We start from the raw sequence: 25,888 nt of genomic DNA, 5'->3' as shown, positions 1-25,888 counted from the left end.
ACCGCCCGCGTCACCACACAATGTCAGTCGAACATGAAGAGGGCATCATTGCTGAATTGCCCTTCAAAGGTGTGGGCCGGCATCGGCCGGCCAAACAGGTAACCCTGGACCTCATCGCAACCGTGTTCACGCAGGAAATCCAGTTGCTCCTGGGTTTCCACGCCCTCGGCGATCACCGCCAGGTTAAGGCTGTGGGCCATGGCGATGATCGCCCGGGCAATCTGCGCATCCTGTTCACCCGACGGCAGGCCGTCGACAAAGGTGCGGTCGATTTTCAGTACATCGATCGGGAACTGCTTGAGGTAGTTGAGCGATGAGTAGCCCGTACCGAAGTCGTCGACCGCGATGCTCAGGCCAAGGTTTTTCAACCCGGCGAGAATCTGCATGGCTTCGCTGACTTCGCGCATCAGGATACTTTCGGTCAGTTCCAGTTCCAGGCACGCCGGCGGCAGGCCGGTTTCCTTCAGGATGTTGGCGATCCGCGTGCCAAGCTGGCCGTCGGAGAATTGCCGTGCCGAGATGTTCACCGACACCTTCGGCACGCGCACCTTGGCCTGATGCCAGGTCTTGAGCTGGCGGCAGGCCTCGCTGATCACCCAATCCCCGACGTCCACCACCAGTCCGAGTTCTTCAAGCACCGGAATGAAATCTCCCGGTGGTACCAGTCCACGGCGCGGATGACGCCAGCGCAGCAAGGCTTCGGTGCCGGTCAGGCGTTTGCCATCGCCGCTGAACTGCGGTTGGTAGTACAGCACGAATTCGTTTTGTTCCAGGGCATGTCGCAAATCGCTTTCCAGTTCGAGGCGCTCCAGGGCGCTGGCGTTCATGTCCGCCTGATAGAACTGGAAGTTGTTCTTGCCGCGCTCCTTGGCGTGGTACATCGCGGTGTCGGCGTTCTTCATCAACTGGCTCAGTTCATTGCCGTCCTGCGGACTCAAGGCGATGCCGATACTGGCCGTGACGAAGAACTCACGGCCTTCGAGTACGAAGGGTTTGACCAGGCTGGCGAGGATCTGCTCCGCCACGTGAATCGCCCGCGTCAAGGCGATTTCCCGGTTGGCCCGCGGTTGCAGGAGCAAGGTGAACTCATCGCCGCCCATGCGCGCGACCGTGTCGTCGTCGTCGACGCAACCGAGCAGGCGCGTGGCCATTTCCTTGAGCATGCGATCACCGGCGGCATGGCCCAGGGAGTCGTTGATCGGCTTGAAGCGGTCCAGGTCGAGGAACATCAACACCACCCAGGACTTCTGCCGTTCAGCCGCCTGCAACGCCGTGTGCAGGCGATCCTGGAACAGTGTGCGGTTGGGCAGGTGGGTCAGGGCGTCGTAATAGGCCAGGCGGTGAATCCGTTGTTCACTGGCCTTGCGTTCGCTGATATCGCTGAAGAAACACACGTAGCTGGCCAGGTCGCCTTCGTCGTCCAGAACCGCGGTAATGCCGACCCAGGCCGGATAATGCTCGCCATTGCGCCGACGCAGCCACACTTCGCCTTCCCAGGTGCTGTGCTGGTTCAGTTGCTTGAGCACGTAGCGCAAATGAGCTTCCTGCTGCTCATCGACGGTGAGCATGTTGGGCAACTGGTCGAGTACCTGTTCCACGGCATAACCGCTGACACGGCTGAAGGCTTCATTGGCCTGGACGATATAACCGGCCGGGTCGGTGATGAGGATCGCCGAGGTCGAGTGTTCGAATACCGTGGCGGCCATGCGCAGGTCTTTCTCGGCCCGGCGTTGCTGGCTGATGTCGCGACCGACGCCCAGCACGCCTTCGAATGCACCGTGTTCGTCCCAGACCAGGACCAGTCGCAGCTCGATAGGAATCTTGCGCCCATCGCCGCGCAGGCAGTCGAACAGGAATAGTTGGGTTTGCACCTGGCTGCGCAGAAGGGCCAGCTGTTCAGGTTTATCCAGCGCTTTGCTGACGCGATCCATCAGGCTATAGATGCCACTCAACTGCTGCGGATTGGCAATGGTCGATTGCCAGCCGTTCTGGAAAATCCACTCCACTTCGTAGCCCAGTACCCCCTGCACGGAAGGGCTTACGTAGTTGAGTGCCATGCGGCTGTCGGTGGAAAAAATCACGTCGCTGATACTTTCGGCGAGCATGCGGTAGCGCTGCTCGCTGTCGCGCAGCGACTCGCTGGCCTCGATCTGTTCGGTTACGTCCTTGGCCACGCCGATGATGCGGGTGACCTGGTCGTGCTTGTCCCGTGCCAGTGCCTGCTCGCGAATGTCGAAACGCCGCCATTGCCCGTCACGGTGGCGAAAGCGCAACTGGCATTGCATCAATTGGCTGTAGCCGCCTTGCCGCTGGGTCTGGCGCGACCTGTGGTAGTAATCGGCATCGTCGGGATGCAGGAGGATTTCCCAGAAGTACTCGCCCATCTGCTGCAGTTCGGTGCGGTTGTAGCCCAGCGTTTGGCCCAGATGGTGGTTGCTGAAGATCATTCGCTGGCTGATCACGTCTTGCACGTAAAGGTGATCGGGCACGGTCCGCACGACGTCAGACCAGAAACGTTCGCGCTCCTGCTGCGACAGCTCGATGAGCTTGCGGCTGGTGATATCGGTGATACTCAGGATCACCGCCTTGAAGTCGTCAGGGTTCTGCGGCAGACGCAACACCAGCCACAGATGCTGGTCACGACCCGAGGCGTCCTGGAGTTTGATTTCCAGTTCGAGCTGTTGCTGTTGCCTGTGCACCGCTTCGAGCACCTGATTGCCGATGGCACTGCCCTCTACAGGATTGCCATCGATCAACAGTCTCCAGACGTGTTCACAGGTATCGACGTTAAGCAGCTGTAGGGCGACCTGATTGACTTCGGTAATGCGCAGCTCCTGCAACAGCTGCCGGCGCTGTTGCGCAACCGCCAGCCATGCTTGCAGTTGCTCGTCGCTCAGCAGCTGGGCCTTGTCAAACACGCTCCGCAGGCCAGACATGTCGAGTACGCACAATGCCACGCCGGAGCCTTCGAAAATTTCCTGGTAGCGTCGGCGACCTTCGTGCAGCTGGCGCTGCCGACGGCGCATGTTTAGCAGGACGATGAACGGCAGCATGGAAAAAGCCAGGCATAGCAGGCATTTGCCAATGAAAGCCGGCAGCAGTTCTTCGAGCACTCGCTGGCGATCGAACAGTCCACGTAGTTGCCAGTCGCTGCTGCTCAGCGCGACGGTCAGCACGCTGTTGGCCACATCGTCCTGGGTCAAGGTGCCTGGGTTGACCTGCGGCAATGCCTCGTCGCGGCTGAGGATCTGGTGATTGAAGCGATTTTCCACCAGCCACAGCGGGGCAGTGCCCGTTTCGTTCAGATGGGTCAGTGAGGTGAAAAACGTCGGCTTGAAGCGCAAGGCCCAATAGCCGCGATTGCTGCCGCTGGCTTGATGTAGCAGCAGATACACCCGCGAGCCGTCGATGGCGTTGCTGTAGTAGTGGGGTTGGGCGCGACTGCGTCGGACCAGCTCTCCCAGATAGTCTGCATCGTCGCTGGTGCCGGCCGTGTCACTGAGGATTCTTCCCGAAGGGCTGAGCAGTGCCAGGCTCGAAAGCTCCGGCAAGGACTTTTGCAGTTTGCGCAGCAGGTCCTGCAGCTCGTCAGCTCTTTGCGGCTGCTCGACAATCGGTAGCAGGTTGAGGGCGATCTGGGCGTTGAGCGCCATGTTCAGGCTGACTTGTGCGGCCTGGTCGGCGGTGTGGTCGATGGTCGCCTGGCGTTGGATCTTCTGGGTTTCCCGAAGCTGATCGAGCAGTTGCCAGCACAACAAGGCGAGCAGCAGCAACACGAGCATCGCCATAGCGCCCTTGAGTGTGCCGTGCATGGGCGAGCCGGGTGCAACAGTCGGTGCACGGGGGATCAGGGACGGAGGGACACTGGACAAACTGTAATCCTGCGGTTTGGCTGGACTGGCGCGACGTGCACTATAAGTCGGACGCCCGAAGGGCGGCTAGCATGCCTTGAGTTGTGGCGAAGTGCCAGTCCCGCTCGGCTGGACTGCCATCTGTCATTAAGGTAGCTTTGCCGGTTACGCGGGAGCGTTCCAGCTCCTAGAATCAGACTTTTTTCAGCGCCTGCGCATTGACCTCGTCAAGCGTACGTCGCGCATGGTCTGGCCGGGCATCGCCTGCGCTCTATTCATTCATCAGTCACTGACCCTAGGTTCTCCATGGCTCAATACGTATTCACCATGCATCGGCTGGGCAAAGTTGTTCCGCCGAAGCGGGAAATCCTGAAAAACATCTCCTTGTCGTTCTTCCCGGGCGCCAAGATCGGGGTACTCGGCCTCAACGGTTCGGGTAAGTCCACCCTGTTGAAAATCATGGCTGGCGTCGACACCGAGTTCGACGGCGAAGCCCGTCCGATGCCGGACCTGAACATCGGCTATCTGCCGCAAGAACCACAACTGGACCCGACCAAGACCGTGCGTGAAGTGGTCGAGGAAGCGGTCAGCGTGATCAAGGACGCCCAGGCGCGCCTGGACGAGGTCTACGCGGCCTACGCCGACCCGGATGCCGACTTCGACAAGCTGGCTGCCGAACAGGCCAAGCTCGAAGCCATCCTGCAAGCCAGCGATGGCCATAACCTGGAGCGCCAGCTGGAAGTCGCCGCCGACGCGCTGCGCCTGCCGGCCTGGGACGCAAAAGTAGAACACCTGTCCGGTGGTGAAAAGCGTCGTGTGGCCCTGTGCCGCCTGCTGCTGTCCGCGCCAGACATGCTGCTGCTCGACGAACCGACCAACCACCTGGACGCCGATTCCGTTGCGTGGCTGGAGCACTTCCTGCACGACTTCCCGGGCACCGTGGTCGCGATCACGCACGACCGTTACTTCCTGGACAACGTCGCTGGCTGGATCCTGGAACTCGACCGCGGCGCGGGCATTCCGTACGAGGGCAACTATTCGGGTTGGCTGGAAGCCAAGTCCGATCGTCTGGCCCAGGAATCCAAGCAGCAGTCGGCTCACGAAAAAGCCATGAAGGAAGAACTGGAGTGGGTGCGCAAAGGCGCCAAGGCCCGCCAGTCGAAATCCAAGGCACGTCTGCAACGCTTCGAGGAAATGCAATCGCAGGAATTCCAGAAGCGCAGCGAAACCAACGAGATCTACATCCCGGCGGGTCCACGCCTGGGCGACAAGGTCATCGAGTTCAAGAACGTCACCAAGGGCTACGGCGATCGCGTATTGATCGACAACCTGTCGTTCTCCATGCCTAAAGGCGCCATCGTCGGTGTGATCGGCGGTAACGGTGCCGGTAAGTCGACCCTGTTCCGCATGCTGATGGGCAAGGAAACACCGGATTCGGGCAGCATCGAAGTCGGCGAAACCGTGCAGTTGGCTTGCGTGGACCAGAGCCGCGAAGACCTGGACGGCAGCAAGACCGTGTTCCAGCAAATCTCCGATGGTTCCGACCAGATCCGCATTGGTAACTACGAGATTCCGTCGCGCACCTACGTCGGCCGCTTCAACTTCAAGGGCGGCGACCAGCAGAAGTTCGTCAAGGACCTCTCCGGTGGTGAGCGTGGTCGCTTGCACCTGGCGCTGACCCTGAAAGAGGGCGGCAACGTCCTGCTGCTCGACGAACCGTCCAACGACCTCGACGTCGAAACCCTGCGCTCCCTGGAAGAAGCCCTGCTCGACTTTCCGGGCGCCGCCATTGTGATCTCTCACGATCGGTGGTTCCTTGACCGCGTCGCGACTCACATCCTGGCGTACGAAGATGACTCGCAAGCGGTGTTCTTCGAAGGCAACTACACCGAGTACGAAGCCGACCGCAAAAAGCGTCTTGGCGAAGCCGCTGCCCAACCACATCGGGTACGGCACAAAAAACTGGCCTGATTTCGGGTTGGTGGTTTGAAAAAAAGCGGTGCCTTCGGGCCAATGCCAGTCAGTCATGCTGACTGGCATTTTTATTTCTGGCCGGAGGATTGTAACGCTCGATTCAGATCCTTCCTGGCAAAACGAGACAGTACAGTGATTTTAAGTCGGTGCGATGTTTAGGTATTGAAGAAAGCCGGAAAGAAGCTGTTTAGAGATTGCAACCTAGTAGTTCTGCTAGTGGTGGACGTGAAATTACTGTTTATACTCGCTTATGTGGTTTAACACTAATTCGCTTTCTCTCCGGTGATTATAATGAGAATTTCAAATTTACCTTTGCTTCCTAAAGCAAGTCCGATTCCTGATCCTTTGATTAAGATCCAGGCTTCTAATATTACTGCTACGACATGTCGGATAAGCTGGCAGGTGTATGGGTACTGGGAAGGTGTTTACTTATATAAAGGCAGTACTCGTGTGGGCCAGTATAGTGGCGGAGGGTCTTATGAATTTACCGGGCTGACATCCAAGACGCCTTATGTTTTTTCTGTGCATCCTAAAACGCATGGTCCGGGCAGCCCTGAAGGTGAAAGTGTGCCTGTTACCACCGCCAGGCACAAACCGAGTCCTCCGTCATTTCTTGAGGCTTTCAATCAAACTTCGTCTGAGGTTAGTTTGTTCTGGGGGGACGGTGCAGTCGACGGTGGTGAGCCACGCTATGAACTAAGGCGTGATAATGATTTGATGGAAGTGCCACGCCATCCTCCTTATAAAGATACCACTCCAGAGCAAGGGCGAGTTCATAAATACTGCATGCGTACGTATGATGAGGAATTTAACTTTTCCGATCCCATTTGTGTCGATGTCGAGTTCGAAGACTTTACCGCACCGACAGTGCCTACTGATCTGAGAACCACCAATTTAGGGCTTATCTTCAGTTGGGATGAATCCAGTGACAGCTCAGGGCATGTTACCTATCGGGTCGATCAGGGAGTTGATCATAAATTAGGGGAAACTATAAATACTGAGTTTGCTATTGCCGGTCTGGTTCCAGGTCAACGCTACGAGTTTGGTGTAACTGCGTTCGATCCTACGGGCAATGAATCAAATCGGGTTTTTGTTCAATACCCCAAGGTTGGTATTCCATTTAACGTTGGGGAAGTTAATTTTCCTGCAAAAAACCAACTTTCAGGATTTTCAGCTTCCGTAGGGTCTCGATTCACGCCAACGCCTCCGACCTATTTTAAGCCTTTTAATCACACGGCGAGTCAGGTTTCATTTTATTGGTACGGCGGTGAAGTAGAAACTGGTGTGCCTCGATATGAACTGCGTCGAGATGGCCAGCTCCTCGAGGTACCAATTTCGCCCCCCTTTACCGATACAGATCCACAGGAAGGACGAGAGCACGTTTACTGCATTCGAACTTACGATGAGTCATCTCGCTACTCGGAGCCTGTTTGTGTCAAGGTTAGTTTTCCGGACTTTACCTCGCCTACAGACCCCTCGAATCTTCGAACCACTGATCTTGGCCTAACCTTGACGTGGGAGCCGTCGTATGACAGCTCTGGCAATATTACTTATATCGTCGAACAGGGCGGTATAGAGTCGGGGCGTACGAGAGAGACCGAATTTGCTGTTACCGGGCTGGAACCAGGTACGCGATATACGTTTAGCGTAAGGGCGGTGGATGGTTCCGGGAATGAGTCAGATCGCGTATCTGTTCAATATCCTGCACTGGGTATTCCTCTTCCGGGGAAACGTGGCGGTTCGGCCCTATTGGCTTGACCTCTTCAACCAAGCCCTGATGCTGGCGCATCAGGGCTTTTATGCGCAGGGTGCATGCTGGTGCAAGCCTTGCGGAGTAGGTCCCTTTTATGGTGCATGGAGTGCTCAAAAATCGATTATTTTATATCTTGAGCACCATTTAATTTCATAAATGCGACATTCTGCTCTATTCCTGTGCGCGTTTCGTTTGTTAAAGTCCGGCCCAATTTCTTCCAACGACAATAATTTGCCGAGACTTTTCCATGATCGAATCTGTCGAATCCTTCCTTGCCCGGCTGAAAAAGCGCGACCCGGACCAGCCTGAATTCCACCAGGCCGTCGAGGAAGTCTTGCGTAGCCTGTGGCCCTTTCTCGAAGCCAATCCGCATTACCTGACCTCAGGCATTCTGGAGCGCATCTGCGAGCCGGAGCGAGCTGTCGTGTTCCGCGTGTCCTGGGTCGACGATCACGGCAAGGTGCAGGTCAATCGCGGTTTCCGTATCCAGATGAACAGCGCCATTGGCCCGTACAAAGGCGGCCTGCGTTTCCATCCGTCGGTGAATCTGGGCGTCTTGAAGTTCCTGGCCTTCGAGCAGACCTTCAAGAACTCGTTGACGTCGTTGCCCATGGGTGGCGGCAAAGGCGGTTCCGATTTCGACCCCAAAGGCAAAAGCGACGCCGAAGTCATGCGCTTCTGCCAGGCCTTCATGAGTGAGCTGTATCGCCACATTGGCGCCGATGTCGACGTGCCGGCCGGCGATATCGGCGTCGGTGCCCGCGAGATCGGCTTCCTGTTCGGTCAGTACAAGCGCCTTAGCAACCAGTTCACCAGCGTGTTGACCGGCAAGGGTCCGAGCTATGGCGGCAGCCTGATTCGCCCTGAGGCCACCGGATTCGGTTGCGTGTACTTCGCCGAGGAAATGCTCAAGCGTCGCGGTGAAACCGTCGAAGGCAAACGTGTGGCGATCTCGGGTTCTGGCAACGTTGCGCAGTACGCGGCGCGCAAGGTCATGGACCTGGGCGGCAAGGTTATTTCGCTGTCTGACTCCGAAGGCACGCTGTACTGCGAGAGCGGGCTGACCGAAGAGCAGTGGCAGGCGCTGCTTGAGCTGAAGAACGTGCAGCGCGGACGCATCAGCGAACTGGCGGGTCGATTTGGCCTGGAGTTCCTGGCTGGCCAGCACCCATGGGGGCTGAGCTGCGACATCGCGCTGCCGTGCGCCACGCAAAACGAACTGGATGCCGAGGCGGCACAGGCGTTGCTGCGCAATGGCTGCTTCTGTGTGGCGGAAGGGGCGAACATGCCGACCACCCTCGAAGCCGTGGACCTGTTTATCGAAGCAGGCATCCTGTTCGCGCCGGGCAAGGCGTCCAATGCCGGTGGTGTTGCTGTCAGCGGTCTGGAGATGTCGCAGAACGCCATGCGTTTGCTATGGACTGGCGGTGAGGTGGACAGCAAGCTGCACGCCATCATGCAGTCGATCCATCACGCTTGCGTGCATTACGGTGAGGAGAATGGCCAGGTCAACTACGTCAAGGGCGCGAACATCGCCGGTTTTGTCAAAGTCGCCGACGCGATGCTGGCCCAAGGTGTGGTTTAACCCGGTTCGATACGAATGATCTCGATCGTTTGATCGCCGGCCGGGCGTTGCCACAGCACCTCGTCACCGAGTTGCGCCCCGAGCAGCGCCCGACCCAGCGGTGATGCCCAATTGATCAGGCCATGAGCGGCATCGGCCTGATCTTCGCCCACCAGTTGCACTCGGTGCTCGGCGTCATGTTCATCGGCGTAGGTCACTCGGCTGCCGATCTGCACTTTTTCGGTGGACGTGGCGACTGGTACGACCTGGGCGCTGCCCAGGCGTTGCTTGAAGTAACGCAGGTCGCGCTCCAGGTCGGCCAGGCGCTGCTTGTCGGCCTGATCGCCCTCCGCAGACTGCGCGGCGTGCAGGGCTTGCAGTTCGCCAACCTTGGCCTGCAGCAGTTTCAGGCCCTGTGGTGTGACGTAGTTGGGCTGCGCGCTGACCTGCCGTTCGACTGGCTGATCGGCTTGCGCAGCGGCGTTATCTTCATTGACGAATGCCCGGCTCATGGTTTTCTCCCGTTATAGGGTTTGGGCCATGCTCGCAGGCATTTGGTTGCACAGGATGTCTGAAAGCGACTCATGGCGAGCGATAGGCTCGAGCGGCATCCTGATCCTTCTGTTGCTCCCAGGCTTTGTCCCGTTCATTGAGGTGACTGTTGCGATAGCTCTCACGATCCTCGTTTTCGCGCATGGCCTGACACTGACGGAAACCATCGCTCCAGCCTTCGGCGTAATTCTTGTCCTTCAGGTAGCGCGGGACGTTTTTTCGAAACTCGCCGGTGATGGCCCCGGCGGCCTGTCGACCACTGCTGCACCCATCATCGAACCCGTCGGCGAATGCCGGTGGATAACCCTTGGCGATCAGATCTTCGTGGGTTGTCTGGCAACCAGCGATCAACATCAACAAACTCAACACACCTGCGCAACGCCACATCTCGGACTCCCGGGGCCGTTTAACGGCCTATAAGGGAAGTCTAGGTGCGGGTTCGTCAGGTGTTTGTGGAAGGCCTGTGAAAAATCCATTCAACACCACAACCCCCACCCCCCTGTGGGAGCGAGCCTGCTCGCGAAGGCGGTGGATCAGCCGCCATCGATGTCGGCAGACAGTGCGCATTCGCGAGCAGGCTCGCTCCCACAGGGTGGATCGGTGCATTTTGGTCAGTAGTGATACCACTTCACCTCTAGCATCACTTCATTCTCAGGCGTGGCCAGGTGGCTGAACTCGCGCTGGGCGCTCAGGCGCAAACCGAGGTTGCGCGACAATTCCCACTGCTGGTTCAGGCTCAGGCTACGGCGCACTTCGCCATTGGTGAAGAAATCGCCTTTTGCCTCCAGGCTCAGATTGCCCAGCGGGTTTTTCCACAGCAGGCCGGTGTTGAAACCTGCTGCCGGCGATATGAATTCGGCGAAGTCATTATTGTGCTCCACGCGCACGGTACCCAGGGCGAACCCCAGCATGTCGTCGCCCAGTTGCCAGGTTCCGCCGCCGCCGCCATTGACGTGGCTGACCAGGGTTTCATCGTCATGCTTGCCCGGCACTCGCTCCAGGCCACCAGTGACCTGCCACGACAACGGTTGCAGCAACTCATTGCGCGGGGTCAGGGAGCGAATGGTCGCCAGGTCCAGTTGCTGCACTTGCCAGTCATTGCCTTCGTACTGGCGCAGTTTCAATTGCAGGATCTCGATCTGTGCGCCGAGGGGGAAGCTTTCGGCGTTGTCATTGAGATCGTGATAGGCCATGCGCAAGCCGTACTCGCCAAAGGCGCGGTTGCCACGGGTGCCCAGACCGGCCTGCCAGGTGCGCGACTCATGGCCGTCCTCGGGCAGGCCAGGCTGCGGGATGTCCAGTTCTGGGGCGGGATTGCGGTTGATCGCCCGCAGCAACTCAAAGCTGCGCTGGGCCCGCTGCGGATCTCGCTCCTGGCCGTTGGCGCGATAGCGTTCCAGGCGGTAGGCCGCATCGATGATCAGCGCCTGGCGGTCACGGGGTTGCGCCTTGAATTCGGGCGTTTGCAATTGATTCTGGTCGGCGCTGACCTTCAGTACCCACTGTTGTTCTTCATCGGTCAGTGTCTCGGCTCGGCTCAGCAATTCCCGTTCGCGAGACGGACGATACTGGATGGACTCCACCAGCCCGGCCTCTTTTACGGCCTTGACGGTGTCGGTGGGAATGGCTGTCAGTGGGAATTGCTCGGTCAGGCGCAGACTCGGACGCGCCACTTGCAGCAGTTCCAGCAGGCGATAGGAGCAGTTTTCGTCGAAGAAGAAATAGTCGAACTGAATCTGTTTCAGTTCCCAGACGTGCTCGACCATGCGCGCCGTTTCCTGCTGGGTCAGGTTCAGGCGGTACTCCCACAAGTCACGGTTTTCGAGACTGCGGTATTCCGAGAGCTTTTCCTGGTAAGGCACCAGCGCAAACAGCCCCGGATAGCCCCCCATCAAGCCTTTCCAGGCGTACAGGATGCTGTTGTCGGAACCCTCGATGTAGGCGCCGAAGTTGATCGCGTAACTGAGCAGCGAGGTCTTGTCGTTTTGCACGTCGGCCTGATCGATGCGCAGCAATGTGTGGCCGAACATCGATGACGGGCTGTTCAGGTAGGCCGCCGGGAAGATCATCACCGCGCTGTGGGGCGAAACGTCCTTGAACCATTGATTGAACTCGGCGCAGTCCAAAGCCGGCAGGTCGGTCAGGTTGAGCTGCGCCTTGAGCCAGCGGGTTCGTGCCGGGTAGACGCACTGCGCATGCTGTTCGCCGGAAGTGGCCGGGGCGTACAAGGCTTGCACGGTGGCCGCCAGTTCACGGTCCGGGTGTTCGTTGCCATCGGCGGCAAGAAAAAATTTCTTGTCGCTGACATAGCTACGCCAGCCACCGAGCTTGGCGGTTTCGTAATGGCCCAGGGAGATCCAAAAGGGGTCGTTGGCCAGTTGCTGCAAACGTTGTGGATCGATGTGAGGCGCGGCGGACAGCGGGGCGCAGACACAGAGCGCCAGCCAGGCAAGGCGTTTGAACATAATCAGCAACTTAAACAGGAAAAAAACAAAGACCCAAGGAGGGGGCAGGTCCAAAAAATAAACCCGCTTCCCGAAAGAAGCGGGGTGCGCTGGAGCTTAAGCCTGAGTGGCGTACTTGGCCAGGCGAGGATCGCTCTTGAGAACGGCCAGGGTGTTGGTATGCACATCTTCCGCGGTCACATCAGCTTTGCTGAAGATCTGCTGGAAGTGCTCGTGAGTGACGGCGGCGAAGTGCGCACGGTCTTCCGGCGCCACGCCCAGTACCACGGCGTAGGTGGTCAGCGCTTCGCCCTGACCTTTAGCCATATCTTCGGACAGCTCGTTCATCATGCCATTCATGGCAAACCAGGATTTGCCGCCATAGGTCAGCGACGCGTTGGTCGAGCAACCGTTGGTACCGGAAGTCATACCAAATGTTGCGTTGCCGGAAGTGCCGTTGGTGGTGGATGCCAGGAAGTGAGCCGGGGTGCCACGCTGACCTTCGAACAGCATGTTGCCCCAACCGCAATCCGGGCCGCCTGGCGCCTGAGCCATGGCGTTGATGGATACCGCGGTGAAGAGAGTACCAAGAAGAATCCGTTTCATAGCTTTGTTCTCTTTATGTGCAAACCAATGGACAAGGGTTCTGGCGCCTATCTCGCCAGTGTGGACTGGTTATTAATCCAGTCGCGCAGTTTGGAGTTTAGGCATGATCAAGGGGTTCCGTGATTTTTTGCCAAATATTCGTTGAAAACGCTGATTTGGCGCCGCTCAACGCCGGGCTTTGGCCTTGACTACGTTTTGGCCTTAGGCGCTCCTTGCCAGTCAGGCATGGGCGGCGCCAGAATGCCGCTATCTGCCCCGCCTGATTGTAAGGAAGCCCGATGCCTGATCCTGTTGCTGCCAGCTTGCGTCTAGCGCCTGAAGCGCTGACCCGTCCGTTTTCCGCTGAACAGTTCAGCTTCTCTACCACCAATGATCTGGAGCCCTTTCGCGGTGTGCTTGGCCAGGAACGTGCGGTCGAAGCCTTGCAGTTCGGTGTGGCCATGCCACGCCCCGGTTACAACGTATTCGTCATGGGCGAGCCTGGCACCGGTCGCTTCTCTTTCGTCAAACGCTACCTGAAAGCCGAAGGCAAACGCCTGCAGACCCCGGCGGACTGGGTCTACGTCAATAATTTCGATGAGCCGCGCGAACCGCGTGCCCTGGAGTTGCCATCGGGCACCGCCGGTGCCTTCATCTGTGATATCAACGGCTTGATCGACAACCTGCTGGCGACCTTTCCGGCGGTGTTCGAGCACCCGTCCTACCAGCAGAAAAAAAGCGCCATCGACCGCGCCTTCAATCAGCGCTATGACAAGGCACTGGATGTGATCGAGCGCCTGGCGCTGGAGAAAGACGTCGCGCTCTATCGCGATGCCAGCAATATCGCATTCACTCCGATGCTTGAAGGCAAGGCGTTGGATGAGGCCGAATTCGCCCAATTGCCGGAAGCCGAGCGCGATCGCTTCCACGATGATATTTCCAACCTCGAAGAGCGCCTGAACGAGGAACTCGCCAGCCTGCCGCAATGGAAGCGCGAGTCGAGCAATCAGCTGCGCCATCTGAACGAAGAAACCATCACCCTGGCCCTGCAGCCTTTGCTGTCGCCGTTGTCGGAGAAATACGCCGAGAACGCGGCGGTGTGCGGGTACCTGCAAGCGATGCAGGTGTATTTGCTCAAGACCGTGGTCGAGCAACTGGTCGACGACAGCAAGACCGATGCAGTCGCCCGCAAGCTGCTGGAGGAGCAATACGCGCCGAGCCTGGTGGTCGGGCATTCCGCCAGTGGTGGTGCCCCTGTGGTGTTCGAGCCGCATCCGACCTACGAGAACCTGTTCGGCCGCATCGAATACAGCACCGACCAGGGCGCGCTCTATACCACGTATCGGCAGCTGCGGCCGGGTGCGCTGCACCGGGCCAACGGCGGTTTCCTGATCCTCGAAGCGGATAAAATGCTCAGCGAGCCGTTCGTGTGGGATGCGCTGAAGCGCGCCCTGCAATCGCGCAAACTGAAAATGGAATCGCCACTGGGCGAGATGGGTCGTTTCGCAACCGTCACCCTGACGCCGCAGCACATTCCATTGCAGGTCAAAGTCGTCATCATCGGGGCTCGCCAGCTCTACTACACGCTGCAGGACCTCGATCCGGACTTCCAGGAGATGTTTCGCGTCCTGGTGGATTTCGATGAAGACATTCCGATGGTCGACGAGAGCCTGGAACAGTTCGCCCAGTTGCTCAAGACCCGTACTTCCGAGGAGGGCATGGCGCCGTTGACCGCCGATGCGGTGGCGCGCCTGGCAACCTACAGCGCACGCCTGGCCGAGCATCAGGGGCGGTTGTCGGCACGCATCGGTGATCTGTTCCAGCTGGTCAGCGAGGCGGATTTCATTCGTCACCTGGCCTCGGATGAAATGACCGATGCCGGTCACATCGAGCGGGCACTCAAGGCCAAGGCCACCCGTACTGGACGTGTGTCGGCGCGCATTCTCGATGACATGCTGGCGGGGATCATCCTGATCGACACCGCGGGCGCCGCGGTCGGCAAGTGCAACGGCCTGACGGTGCTGGAAGTCGGCGACTCGGCCTTCGGTGTACCGGCGCGGATCTCCGCCACGGTGTATCCCGGTGGCAGCGGTATCGTCGACATCGAGCGTGAGGTCAACCTCGGTCAGCCCATCCACTCCAAAGGGGTGATGATTCTCACCGGTTACCTGGGCAGCCGTTACGCCCAGGAGTTTCCGCTGGCGATCTCCGCGAGCATTGCGCTGGAGCAGTCCTATGGCTACGTCGATGGTGACAGTGCTTCCCTGGGCGAGGCGTGCACCCTGATCTCGGCCTTGTCGAAAACCCCGCTCAAGCAGTGCTTTGCGATTACCGGCTCGATCAACCAGTTCGGTGAAGTGCAGGCCGTGGGCGGCGTCAACGAGAAAATCGAGGGGTTCTTCCGTCTCTGTGAAGCGCGCGGACTGACGGGCGAACAGGGAGCAATCATTCCCCATGCCAACGTTGCCACGCTGATGCTTGACGAGAAAGTGCTGGCCGCTGTGCGCGCCGGTCAGTTCCACGTCTACGCCGTGCGTCAGGCCGACGAGGCGCTGAGCCTGCTGGTGGGTGAGCCGGCGGGCGAGCCGGATGAAAATGGCGAGTTCCCTGAAGGTAGCGTCAACGCACGGGTGGTGGAGCGCTTGCGGGTGATCGCGGAGATGATCAGCGAAGATGACCTGAAAGAGGCAGAGAAGGAAATGGCTGTGGAGGCGCTGGTGGAGGCCAAGCCGGCCTGACAAAAACCTGAGCTTCACCCCGATCCACTGTGGGAGCGAGCCTGCTCGCGAAGACGGATTTTCATTCAGCATTGATGTTGGATGATCGTCCGCTTTCGCGAGCAGGCTCGCTCCCACATTTGCTTGTGAATCGCAATAAAGTGCCATCACTCTGGCGCCAATATTCACACAGTGACCATTCGGCGCCTTCTGGTCTTACTTGACGTACTAGTCAAACTTTTCCTCTATTCTCTGCTCAAGGATATCGACAGTATCACTGGATCGAGACAGCCTCCCCGTGGAGGCTGAATACCGGATTTACCGAGGGTCGCCGCCATGCCGCGCAACCTCTGCCTCACTCGTCAATGTCTAGGTCTTGTGACTCGTATCGAATGCGCCATCCGCCCCCTGGCGGGCGATACGGGGATGTGGACCTTACTCTTCGCCGCCGGAATGGCCGGTGAACAACCTTCAGCCATCAAAGCCCAAGGCCCGTTCCATGGCCCTTTTGTGGCTGAGTCCATCCTCGATACCATCGTTGAAAGCCTGACCCTGCACGGCTATGAACTGGCCGATGACCCGCAGATCTGGTGCCTGCATCTGCAAGCCCAGTTGCGGGAAATCAACGGTGGTCGTTGTCGTAGCGTGGGTGGTTTCGAGTTCCGGCCCGAGCACTGACAGCGCTATTGGGCCTGGCTGGACATGTCAGCCTTGTCGAGCTTGACCTCAAAACCATATTGCACGGTGGCGAGGTCAGTTCGTTGATAGGTTTCCAGGCGCGTGGGTTGACCGTAGAAGTAATGCACGGCGAATAACGCGGGGCCTTCTGTGCTCGCGTCATGGCTGACCGCAAGAATTTCCTTCAGGTAATTGCCGCTGTCATCCTTGGCAAAAAAACGCCAGTCCGGATCGGGAAACACTTTCGAATCCACCACCAGCGCATTGCCTTTGAGTTCAAGACCCTTGGGCAATTGATGGGCATCGAACGTCTGCTTTTCGACAGTGGCCAGAAACAGCGGGATGGAGCCAACCACAAAGGCGGGTGTCTGTGGAAACAGGTTCAGGTCGTAGGTGATCGTGCCGCCCAGGGGGTCGACCTCATACGCCTCTGGTGGCAATTCGATCGACCCATCGCGCTTGCCGCTGCTGTCTTCGGTGAAGAAGCTGACCGGACTATCGCCCGGGTTGAAAGAGCTACCGAGCAATTCATCATTGAAGCTGCGCAGGTGAGTGAACTCGACGCGCGCAGCGCTGGGATCCTCGACCGATTGAGTGATCCTGACGCCTTTTTTCAACTGCTCAGGGGTCAAGGTCGCGCCCTTGAGCCAGGTCGGGGCATTGTCGTCGTAGACTACCACCGGCAAGCTCAGCGGCTGGATGGTTTTCGCCGTGGTATGGCGGTCGAAGCGGCGTACCGGCAGGTCCAGGTCCTTGCGAGTCACCGTAACGCCGGAGAAATCCAGCAGGCTGACTTCAAGGGTTTCGATGGTCCCGTTGAAATACACCTTGGAGTAGTGGCGTTTCTGTTGTTTCTCGAAGGTTCGCTGCTCTTCATTGAGCTGTTTTTCCAGCGACTCGCTCCAGAGTTTCTGTTGCTGCAACTTCGCCAGTTGTTTCTGGTAGAAGGCAATTTGCGCGGCATTCTCATTGATCGAGCCTGAGCGCGACAGAAACTGCCCGGTGGTATCCCTGGCCTGGACAATCAGCGGATTCAACGGTGTTTCGGCGATCTCGGGGGCTGGCGGCTCGCTATTGCTGAACTCGATTTCGGCGTAGTTGTCCCCAAGTTTCACCAAGGTGACGCTCAAATTGTCGTTGGTGCGGGTCTGGCCGATGTCCTTTTTCGTCAGGTCGAAGCTGTAGAGCCGGCGCGGTGCAATGACTTCCACCGTGCCTTGCAGGCTCACCGGTTGTGGCTGATTCTTGATATCGACGTCCAGTCCTTCAATGAACGGATAGGTCACGGTCAGGTCGTCAGGGTTGGTCACGTTGGAGCTCGATGGGCTCAACTGAATGCCCGGGTCGGTTTCCGACCATTCCGGCTGGAAGGCGATAACCCGTTTGTTGCTCAGGGTGACCGACTGCCATTGCAGGCCATGGGGAAACAGAAACGCCGCCGGGATGCTGAAGTTGAAGGGGAACACCGGTTGCAGGTCCGTCAGGTAGTCGGAGCTGGAGTCCTTGTGCAGGACGAAAAGGCCATTGATGTACGTGTCAACCAGGGCCTGTGGCGTTGGGTAGTGCTTGAGCACGGCGAGGGCGTCTTCACCGTATTCGGTTTCCACGGGCTTGCTGTCGAGCTTGAGTTGCGCGCGCTCAAGCAGCAAAAGCGAACCGCCCAGTTCGGCCACCGCATCCTTGAGTTTCGGGTCCTCGATGGCATCCAGGGACTTCTCGAACTGCGCAGTCTTTTCCTCAAGGCTGACCTGCCGTTTCTCGTCGCTGGGCGAGCAGGCGCTGATCAGCAGGGCCATGAAAATCCCGGCACTCGTTAATGGCAATCGCCCATCCATTTCCAGTCTTCCTGTCCGATGTCATTTTGCTGTCAATGGTTTGGACACTAGCAGAAAAAATTTGATACACACACGCAGGTAGCGGATTTCCCAATGGTTTCTGGGTATTACAGACGGCTGTTATACTCACGGCCATTTCAAGTCCGCCTGTGAGATTCAATGGAACGCTTTATCGAAAATGCAATGTACGCCTCGCGCTGGCTGCTGGCGCCGATCTACTTCGGTTTATCCCTCGGGCTGTTGGCACTGGCACTGAAATTCTTCCAGGAAGTCTTCCACGTTATCCCCAACGTCTTCTCGATGGCCGAATCGGACCTGATCCTGGTGTTGCTGTCGCTCATTGACATGGCGCTGGTAGGCGGTTTGCTGGTGATGGTGATGATTTCCGGCTACGAGAACTTCGTGTCTCAACTGGACATCGACGACAGCAAGGAGAAGCTCAACTGGTTGGGCACCATGGACTCCTCGTCGCTGAAAATGAAGGTGGCCGCGTCGATCGTGGCGATCTCGTCGATCCACCTGCTGCGTATCTTCATGGACGCCAAGAACGTCGATCCCGAGCATTTGCAGTGGTATGTCATCATTCACATGACCTTTGTGGTGTCCGCATTTGCCATGGGTTACCTGGATAAAGTGACCAAGCACTAAACAACGGCTGTCCTGTTGTTATGCGCCGCCCGTCTGTTGCAAAACAGACGGGCGGCGTCGTTTATGGCTTGTGCTTTGATGCGCCGAGGCATATCCCTGTAAGGGTGTTGGCTCGTCACTGCGTGAGGTGCGCTCATGAACCTGCAAGAGTTGAATGCCTATGCCGTCGCCGGGAAGGTCGATGAGTTGAACCTGATCTCCATGGAAGGAGGCATTTACCTGCTTGAGGCGCGTATGCACGGAGCGGCGTATCCATTGAGTGATGCGCCAGGTCACACGATGCAGTTGCGCTCGGTGGAACATGCACGCGAGGTGCTACGCTCCTTTCCCAAGTTGCACTTCAACCTTGTCCACACCGTCGTGCATGACGAGATGTGCGGGCTGGTTGCCGATGTGGAGGAAAACCTGAAGGTGCCGATCGCCTGACGTCCCTCATCAATGGCATGACATCTGTGCTAGTCTGCTGGCCCTTTTGGTTCCGGGCGCTCCGGGACGCGCTGTGCACGCACGGCCAGTTCCCGAGCCGTCCGCACAGCGGAGCAGTGTCATGTCCGAAGTAAATCTGTCCACCGACGAAACCCGCGTCAGCTACGGCATCGGCCGTCAGCTGGGCGACCAGCTGCGCGACAACCCGCCACCGGGCGTTAGCCTGGACGCGATCCTGGCAGGCCTGACCGACGCGTTTGCCGGTAAGCCAAGCCGTGTTGGCCAGGAAGAAATGTCTGCAAGCTTCAAGGTAATTCGCGAAATCATGCAGGCCGAAGCTGCAGCCAAGGCTGAAGCAGCCGCTGGCGAAGGCCTGGCCTTCCTGGCTGAAAACGCCAAGCGTGACGGCATCACCACCCTGGCTTCCGGCCTGCAGTTCGAAGTACTGTCCGCCGGTGAAGGCGCCAAGCCATCCCGTGAAGATACCGTGCGTACCCACTACCACGGCACCCTGATCGACGGCACCGTGTTCGACAGCTCCTACGAGCGCGGCGAGCCTGCGGAATTCCCGGTCGGTGGCGTGATCGCTGGCTGGACCGAAGCCCTGCAACTGATGAATGCCGGCAGCAAATGGCGTCTGTATGTGCCGAGCGAACTGGCTTACGGCGCTCAAGGCGTTGGCAGCATTCCGCCGCACAGCGTACTGGTGTTCGACGTCGAGCTGCTGGACGTTCTGTAATACCTGACCCTGTAGGAGCGAGCATGCTCGCGATGGGCGTGAACGATAACGCGTGCATTCTGAATGAGCGCGGTGTCCTTGAGTCCATCGCGAGCATGCTCGCTCCTACAAGGGTTTGCGTTTCTCATAGTTCTATCTTGTGATGCAGTTCATTGGTCGGGCGCAATGCCCGGGCATAGCAGAACAGAAACAGGTTTCTCACCACTTCCTTGAGCACCACCGGCTCGCTGGAACTCAAGCCGTTGACGTCCAGGTCACCCTGATCCTGCAGTTCGTTCAAGGCTTCTTCTTCCAGCACTGCACAGACTTCCCCGGTTTCCCGATGCAGGATCCTGAGGTAGGGGTGTGGACGGTCCAGCCAGGCATCGATCAAATAAGTCATGGGTTCTCATCTCCATTGATGGGGTTCAATGAGAATAATTCGTATTCAATAAATAGCAAGGGCCTATTGGCTGATCCGTGATTTTTCTGGGTAAAGATTGCGTAAGGTCAAAACGGCTGGCGTTTGGCTATTGCGAGGGTTCATTGGGCGAGGCGGGGAGGGCGAAGCACCACCCCACGTCAGGACGCGGGGTGGCGTACAGCTGAATCAGACTTTTCTGACGAATTCAGATTTGAGCTTCATCGGGCCGATGCCGTCGATCTTGCAGTCGATGTCGTGATCGCCATCGCACAGGCGGATGTTCTTGACCTTGGTGCCCACCTTGACCACCAGCGACGTGCCCTTGACCTTGAGGTCCTTGATGACGGTGATGGTGTCGCCGTCCTGCAGGACATTGCCCACCGAATCCTTTTTCACTGCATCATCGGACACAGCTTCGGCTTCGCCGCTGGCGGACCATTCGTGGGCGCACTCAGGGCAGATCAGCTGGGCGCCGTCTTCATAGGTGTATTCGGAATTGCATTTCGGGCAGGGTGGCAACGTGCTCACTAAGGCTCCTTGGATTCAGGATCGCTAAAAAGCGCACATTATATAGGGTTTTAGGTGAGAGAGGGGGTGGGACCTGTAGGAGCCGGCTTGCTGGCGATGCATCCAACTCGGTGTGTCAGGAACACCGTGGTGATGCAATCGCCAGCAAGCCGGCTCCTACAAGTGCAGATCAGTGTGTGCGGGCGACTGCAAACTCGCTCAATTCAACCAGTGCATCGCGGTATTCGCTGGCGGGCAGCGCGTCGAGACACTTGATCGCACGGGCCACATAGTCGCGGGCGAGCTGGGCGGTGTAATCCAGTGAGCCGGAGGCTTCCACAGCTTCGCGGATGTTTTCCAGGTCTTCGATACCGCCTTTCTGGATCGCCTTGCGCACCAGGGCTGCCTGCTCCGGCGTACCTTCGCGCATGGTGTAGATCAGCGGCAGGGTGGGCTTGCCTTCGGCCAGGTCGTCACCGACGTTCTTGCCCAGGGTCTCGGCGTCGCCTTTGTAGTCCAGCAGGTCGTCGACCAGTTGGAAGGCCACGCCCAGATGGTCGCCGAAGGTGCGCAGCGCTTCGCACTGCTCAGGTGTCGCGCCGGCCAGGGCTGCCGCACTGTGGGTCGAGGCTTCGAAGAGCATCGCGGTCTTGCCGCGGATGACCTCCATGTAGGTTTCTTCGGTGGTGCTGGCATCGCGGACCTTCGACAGCTGCAACACTTCGCCTTCGGCGATGATGCGCGTGGCTTGCGAAAGGATCTTCATCACCGGCATGGAGCCCAGCTCGACCATCATTTCGAAGGAGCGCGAATACAGGAAGTCGCCCACCAGCACGCTCGGCGCGTTGCCCCACATGGCATTGGCCGTCGAACGGCCACGGCGCATGCCGGACATGTCGACCACGTCGTCATGCAGCAGGGTAGCGGTGTGCAGGAATTCGATGGTGGCGGCCAGCAGGCGCAGGTCGTCGCCTTCGCGGCCGAGGGCCTTGCCACACAGCAGCACCAGTAACGGACGCAGGCGTTTACCGCCGGCCGAGGTAATGTAATCGCCGATTTTCGATACCAGCGGCACTCGGGAAGTCAGCTGCTTCTTGATGATGCCGTCGACGGCGCTAAAATCGTCCGCCACCGCGCGGTAGAAAGCTTGGGGTTGCATCAGCGACAGTTGCTCCAGAAGGGTTGCGCGGCATGCTAGGACCCACGCCAGCAGGTGTCAAGGCGCGATGGACGGCCTATTGCAAGGCGCTCGTGCCTTGCGTACAATCGCGCACCCTGAACTTCCTGGGCAGCACCTGCCTTACGCAATTGCAAGCGGGCCTCCAGCCCCATGCAGCCATGCCAGCCAATACCTCTTCTTATAAAGAGCTGGGTGAGCAGGATTATCGGAGAAATACCATGTCTTATGCAGTAATCGTTACTGGCGGCAAGCAGTATAAAGTCGCCCCAGGTGAATACCTGAAGATCGAAAAACTGGAAATCGCTACCGGCGAATCCGTTACCTTTGATCGCGTTCTGTTGGTTGCCAACGGTGACGACGTGAATATCGGCGCTCCAGTTGTTGCTGGCGCTACCGTTGTGGCTGAAGTGATCTCCCAAGGTCGTCACGATAAAGTCCGCATCATCAAGTTCCGTCGCCGTAAGCACCACATGAAGCGTATGGGCCACCGCCAGTGGTACACCGAGATCAAAATCACCGGTATTCAGGCTTAATTACAGCCTAATTCCTCACTAGGAGAATTGAACTCATGGCACACAAAAAAGCTGGTGGTAGTACCCGTAACGGTCGCGACTCAGAAGCCAAACGCCTTGGCGTGAAGATGTATGGCGGCCAGGCTATCAAAGCAGGCAACATCATCGTGCGTCAGCGCGGCACCCAATTCCACGCTGGCTACGGCGTTGGCATGGGTAAAGATCACACTCTCTTCGCTAAAGTCGAAGGCGTGATCAAGTTCGAAGTAAAAGGCGCCTTCGGTCGTCGTTACGTGAGCGTAGTCGCGGCTTAATCGCGCGATCGCTGGAAAAGCCCTGTCTCGCGACGGGGCTTTTTCGTTTGTGGGGTGAGTCTCTTGCAAAACTGTTTGTATGGGCTGCCGGCGCTGGTTTTAGCGGTCGTTGATTGGAGTCGCTGCGCTCATTTTTGCAAGAGTCTTATGTCTTAGTGTTTTTCGGCTCGTCCGTATGGCGAGAGGCGTTGTGTTATGAAGTTTGTTGATGAAGTATCGATCCGAGTAAAGGCTGGCGACGGCGGTAACGGCTGCATGAGTTTCCGTCGCGAAAAATTCATCGAAAACGGTGGTCCGAACGGTGGTGATGGTGGTGACGGCGGCTCGGTCTACATGATCGCCGACGAAAACCTCAACACCCTGGTCGACTATCGTTACACCCGGCACTTCGATGCCGAGCGTGGCTCCAATGGTGGCAGCACCGACTGCACCGGCAAGAAGGGTGAGGATCTGGTGCTGCGCGTACCGGTCGGCACCACCGTGATCGACTCCGCTACCCAGGAAGTGATCGGTGACCTGACCAAGGCTGGCCAGAAGCTGCTGGTGGCACATGGCGGTTGGCACGGTTTGGGTAACACCCGTTTCAAATCCAGTACCAACCGTGCGCCACGCCAGACTACGCCGGGCAAGCCGGGCGAGCAGCGTGACCTCAAGCTGGAAATGAAGGTGCTGGCGGACGTGGGTCTGCTGGGCTTGCCGAACGCTGGTAAAAGTACCTTTATCCGTTCGGTATCCGCTGCCAAGCCGAAAGTCGCCGACTATCCGTTTACCACTCTGGTGCCAAACCTGGGTGTGGTCAGCGTCGATCGCTGGAAAAGCTTCGTGGTCGCGGACATCCCGGGCCTGATTGAAGGTGCTTCCGACGGCGCCGGCCTGGGGATTCGTTTCCTCAAGCACTTGTCGCGTACCCGCCTGCTGCTGCACCTCGTCGACATGGCGCCGCTGGATGACACCAGTGCTCCGGACGCTGCCGAGGTCATCGTCAACGAGCTGACCAAGTTCAGCCCGTCCCTGGCTGAACGTGATCGTTGGCTGATCCTCAACAAGTGCGACCAGATCCTTGAAGAAGAGCACGATGAGCGGGTCAAGGAAATCGTCGATCGCCTGGAGTGGACCGGTCCGGTCTACGTGATCTCGGCCATCGCCAAGCAGAACACCGAGCGTCTGTGTCACGACATCATGCGTTACCTGGAAGATCGTGCCGATCGCCTGGCCAATGACCCGGCCTACAAGGAAGAGCTGGCCGATCTCGATCAGCGCATCGAAGACGAAGCCCGTGCCCAGCTGCAGGCGCTGGACGATCAGCGTGCCTTGCGTCGTAGCGGCGTGAAGTCGGTCCACGACATCGGCGACGATGATTGGGACGAAGAAGATGTGGATGACGAAGACGGTCCGGAAATCATTTACGTGCGTGACTGATTCGTTGCGATAAACTTAAGCGCCGCTCAATCGAGCGGCGTTTTAGTATCTGGAAATCGATCGTTGGTCACGAATAACCACGAATAACGTCACGGGCAGTGCCAGGTCGCGCTGCCCTCAAGCTAAGGTTGAAGATGATGCGGAGCAAGGTGACAGGTGCGCAGCGTTGGGTCGTGAAGATCGGCAGCGCTTTGCTGACAGCGGACGGCAAGGGCCTGGATCGCGCGGCAATGGGTGTCTGGGTTGAACAGATGGTGGCCTTGCATGAGGCGGGTGTCGAGTTGGTGCTGGTGTCCTCCGGGGCGGTGGCGGCCGGCATGAGCCGTCTGGGCTGGACCGCGCGACCCAGTGCGATGCACGAGCTCCAGGCCGCTGCTGCAATCGGCCAGATGGGCTTGGTGCAGGCCTGGGAGTCGAGCTTTGCCGAGCATGGTCGACACACTGCGCAAATTCTCCTGACGCACGATGACCTGTCCGACCGCAAGCGCTACCTGAACGCCCGCAGCACCTTGCGTGCGCTGGTCGAGTTGAAGGTCATTCCGGTGATCAACGAGAACGATACTGTGGTCACCGACGAAATCCGTTTCGGCGACAACGATACCCTCGCGGCGCTGGTGGCTAACCTGGTCGAGGCTGACCTGCTGGTGATCCTGACGGATCGCGATGGCATGTTCGATGCCGATCCGCGCAACAATCCAGATGCCCAGCTGATCTACGAGGCGCGTGCCGATGATCCGGCGCTCGACGCGGTGGCAGGCGGTACCGGTGGAGCGCTGGGACGCGGTGGCATGCAAACCAAGCTGCGCGCGGCACGCCTGGCGGCGCGGTCCGGTGCGCATACGATCATCGTGGGTGGTCGACTGGAGCGCGTTCTGGATCGCCTTAAGGCGGGTGAGCGCATTGGCACCTTGCTCTCGCCTGAGCGCGGCATGCTGGCGGCACGCAAGCAGTGGCTGGCCGGGCATCTGCAAACCCGTGGCACCCTGGTGTTGGACGCGGGTGCGGTGACGGCGTTGTCCCAAGGTAACAAGAGCCTGCTGCCGGTTGGGGTCAAATTGGTCCAGGGTAGCTTCCGTCGCGGCGAAATGGTGGTGTGCGTGGCGCCAGACGGTCGTGAAATTGCCCGTGGGTTGGCCAACTACAGTGCGCTGGAAGCACAAAAAATCATCGGTCAGTCGTCTGAGGCGATTGTCGGTCTCTTGGGTTATATGGCGGAACCGGAACTGGTTCATCGCGATAATCTGATTCTGGTCTGAAGGAATACCTGATGCGCATGGCAAAAGGATTGTTGGGGTTGCTGTTGGCGATGCCGCTGCTGGCGTCGGCTGAGGAAATTGGCCAGGTGTCGACGGTGTTCAAGTTTGTCGGCCCGAACGATCGCATCGTGGTCGAGGCGTTTGACGATCCCAAGGTCGAGGGTGTGACGTGCTACCTGTCGCGCGCCAAGACCGGGGGTGTGAAGGGTGGGCTTGGATTGGCCGAGGATCGTGCCGAGGCGTCCATTGCCTGTCGTCAGGTCGGGCCCATCAGCTTCAAGGGTGAGCTCAAGGACGGTGACGAGGTGTTCAAGGAGCGTACCTCCCTGGTGTTCAAGACCATGCAGGTGGTGCGATTCCTCGATAAGAAGCGCAATACGCTGGTGTATCTGGTGTACAGCGATCGGTTGATCGAGGGCAGTCCGCAGAGTGCGGTGACAGCGATTCCGATTTTGCCTTGGGCGAGCGCTCAATAAGTAAACGAAAATCCAAGTGTGGGAGTGGGCTTGCTCGCGAAAGCGCAGTGTCAGT

The 25,888-nt window shown here is 58.4% G+C and carries 22 protein-coding genes; 13 read left to right on the top strand and 9 right to left on the bottom strand.

Going from position 1 to position 25,888, the window contains the following annotated elements; translation table 11 throughout:
* Positions 1-23: 23 nt before the first annotated feature.
* The gene (locus PG5_RS18620) at positions 24-3,812 is read right to left on the bottom strand and encodes a bifunctional diguanylate cyclase/phosphodiesterase (protein WP_020798668.1); all 3,789 of its coding nucleotides are present in this window, start codon (positions 3,810-3,812) and stop codon (positions 24-26) included.
* Positions 3,813-4,157: 345 nt separating this feature from the next.
* On the opposite strand from PG5_RS18620, the gene ettA reads away from it, so the two are divergent.
* The 3 genes from ettA (at position 4,158) to gdhA (ending at position 9,163) form a co-directional block, all read left to right on the top strand.
* Positions 4,158-5,822: an energy-dependent translational throttle protein EttA gene (gene ettA / locus PG5_RS18615; RefSeq protein ID WP_020798667.1), complete on the top strand. Its 1,665-nt coding sequence runs from the start codon at positions 4,158-4,160 to the stop codon at positions 5,820-5,822.
* 294 nt (positions 5,823-6,116) lie between these two features.
* Positions 6,117-7,583 carry a fibronectin type III domain-containing protein gene (locus tag PG5_RS34940; RefSeq protein ID WP_020798666.1) on the top strand — a complete coding sequence of 489 codons (1,467 nt, stop codon included), beginning with the start codon at positions 6,117-6,119 and terminating at the stop codon, positions 7,581-7,583.
* A gap of 242 nt (positions 7,584-7,825) precedes the next feature.
* On the top strand, positions 7,826-9,163 hold the full coding sequence (gdhA, locus tag PG5_RS18605; RefSeq protein ID WP_020798665.1) for an NADP-specific glutamate dehydrogenase: 1,338 nt from the start codon (positions 7,826-7,828) through the stop codon (positions 9,161-9,163).
* Here the strand turns inward: gdhA and PG5_RS18600 are convergent.
* The 4 genes from PG5_RS18600 to PG5_RS18585 form a co-directional block, all read right to left on the bottom strand.
* Positions 9,160-9,654, bottom strand: coding sequence for a GreA/GreB family elongation factor (locus PG5_RS18600; RefSeq protein WP_020798664.1), 495 nt, complete (start codon positions 9,652-9,654; stop codon positions 9,160-9,162). The genes gdhA and PG5_RS18600 overlap by 4 nt on opposite strands.
* A gap of 70 nt (positions 9,655-9,724) precedes the next feature.
* Positions 9,725-10,081, bottom strand: a complete 357-nt coding sequence (locus PG5_RS18595) for a hypothetical protein (RefSeq protein ID WP_020798663.1) — start codon at positions 10,079-10,081, stop codon at positions 9,725-9,727.
* Between the two features lie 224 nt (positions 10,082-10,305).
* Entirely contained in the window at positions 10,306-12,159 is a 1,854-nt protein-coding gene (locus tag PG5_RS18590) for a DUF4105 domain-containing protein (protein ID WP_020798661.1), read from the bottom strand.
* A 96-nt stretch (positions 12,160-12,255) separates the two neighbouring features.
* Entirely contained in the window at positions 12,256-12,744 is a 489-nt protein-coding gene (locus tag PG5_RS18585; RefSeq protein WP_020798660.1) for a DUF3015 domain-containing protein, read from the bottom strand.
* 278 nt (positions 12,745-13,022) lie between these two features.
* Between PG5_RS18585 and PG5_RS18580 the strand changes: the two genes are divergently transcribed.
* A complete protein-coding gene (locus PG5_RS18580; protein WP_020798659.1) occupies positions 13,023-15,461 on the top strand; it encodes a Lon protease family protein in 2,439 nt (812 codons plus the stop codon).
* 315 nt (positions 15,462-15,776) lie between these two features.
* Entirely contained in the window at positions 15,777-16,118 is a 342-nt protein-coding gene (locus PG5_RS18575) for a hypothetical protein (RefSeq protein ID WP_008058253.1), read from the top strand.
* 5 nt (positions 16,119-16,123) lie between these two features.
* Here PG5_RS18575 and PG5_RS18570 read toward each other — a convergent pair whose 3' ends face one another.
* The gene (locus tag PG5_RS18570) at positions 16,124-17,953 is read right to left on the bottom strand and encodes a hypothetical protein (protein ID WP_020798657.1); all 1,830 of its coding nucleotides are present in this window, start codon (positions 17,951-17,953) and stop codon (positions 16,124-16,126) included.
* 159 nt (positions 17,954-18,112) lie between these two features.
* Here PG5_RS18570 and PG5_RS18565 point away from each other — a divergent pair, with 159 nt between their 5' ends.
* The 3 genes from PG5_RS18565 (at position 18,113) to PG5_RS18555 (ending at position 19,766) form a co-directional block, all read left to right on the top strand.
* Entirely contained in the window at positions 18,113-18,601 is a 489-nt protein-coding gene (locus PG5_RS18565; RefSeq protein WP_007970904.1) for a TIGR00645 family protein, read from the top strand.
* Positions 18,602-18,736: 135 nt separating this feature from the next.
* Positions 18,737-19,027 (top strand): DUF6482 family protein, encoded by a 291-nt coding sequence (locus tag PG5_RS18560; RefSeq protein WP_020798656.1) that lies wholly within the window; start codon positions 18,737-18,739, stop codon positions 19,025-19,027.
* Between the two features lie 121 nt (positions 19,028-19,148).
* Entirely contained in the window at positions 19,149-19,766 is a 618-nt protein-coding gene (locus tag PG5_RS18555; RefSeq protein ID WP_020798655.1) for an FKBP-type peptidyl-prolyl cis-trans isomerase, read from the top strand.
* A 124-nt stretch (positions 19,767-19,890) separates the two neighbouring features.
* Here the strand turns inward: PG5_RS18555 and PG5_RS18550 are convergent, their stop codons facing one another.
* The 3 genes from PG5_RS18550 to PG5_RS18540 form a co-directional block, all read right to left on the bottom strand.
* Positions 19,891-20,148, bottom strand: a complete 258-nt coding sequence (locus PG5_RS18550) for a hypothetical protein (RefSeq protein ID WP_020798654.1) — start codon at positions 20,146-20,148, stop codon at positions 19,891-19,893.
* A gap of 207 nt (positions 20,149-20,355) precedes the next feature.
* Entirely contained in the window at positions 20,356-20,697 is a 342-nt protein-coding gene (locus PG5_RS18545; protein ID WP_020798653.1) for a zinc ribbon domain-containing protein YjdM, read from the bottom strand.
* Between the two features lie 169 nt (positions 20,698-20,866).
* Positions 20,867-21,835, bottom strand: a complete 969-nt coding sequence (locus tag PG5_RS18540) for a polyprenyl synthetase family protein (RefSeq protein WP_020798652.1) — start codon at positions 21,833-21,835, stop codon at positions 20,867-20,869.
* A gap of 239 nt (positions 21,836-22,074) precedes the next feature.
* Here PG5_RS18540 and rplU point away from each other — a divergent pair, with 239 nt between their 5' ends.
* From rplU to PG5_RS18515, 5 genes are all read left to right on the top strand, one after another.
* Entirely contained in the window at positions 22,075-22,389 is a 315-nt protein-coding gene (gene rplU, locus PG5_RS18535; RefSeq protein WP_003176051.1) for a 50S ribosomal protein L21, read from the top strand.
* Between the two features lie 35 nt (positions 22,390-22,424).
* Positions 22,425-22,682: a 50S ribosomal protein L27 gene (gene rpmA / locus PG5_RS18530; protein WP_003281574.1), complete on the top strand. Its 258-nt coding sequence runs from the start codon at positions 22,425-22,427 to the stop codon at positions 22,680-22,682.
* 195 nt (positions 22,683-22,877) lie between these two features.
* The gene (cgtA, locus tag PG5_RS18525; RefSeq protein WP_020798650.1) at positions 22,878-24,101 is read left to right on the top strand and encodes an Obg family GTPase CgtA; all 1,224 of its coding nucleotides are present in this window, start codon (positions 22,878-22,880) and stop codon (positions 24,099-24,101) included.
* A gap of 137 nt (positions 24,102-24,238) precedes the next feature.
* Positions 24,239-25,357 carry a glutamate 5-kinase gene (proB, locus tag PG5_RS18520; RefSeq protein ID WP_033041014.1) on the top strand — a complete coding sequence of 373 codons (1,119 nt, stop codon included), beginning with the start codon at positions 24,239-24,241 and terminating at the stop codon, positions 25,355-25,357.
* An 11-nt stretch (positions 25,358-25,368) separates the two neighbouring features.
* Positions 25,369-25,833 (top strand): CreA family protein, encoded by a 465-nt coding sequence (locus tag PG5_RS18515; RefSeq protein WP_020798648.1) that lies wholly within the window; start codon positions 25,369-25,371, stop codon positions 25,831-25,833.
* The last annotated feature ends 55 nt before the right edge of the window (positions 25,834-25,888 follow it).

This window comes from Pseudomonas sp. G5(2012), assembly GCF_000408945.1.
Lineage (GTDB): Bacteria > Pseudomonadota > Gammaproteobacteria > Pseudomonadales > Pseudomonadaceae > Aquipseudomonas > Aquipseudomonas umsongensis.
Note: the sequence above shows the minus strand (reverse complement) of the source record. Positions and strands in the feature narration are given on the sequence as shown.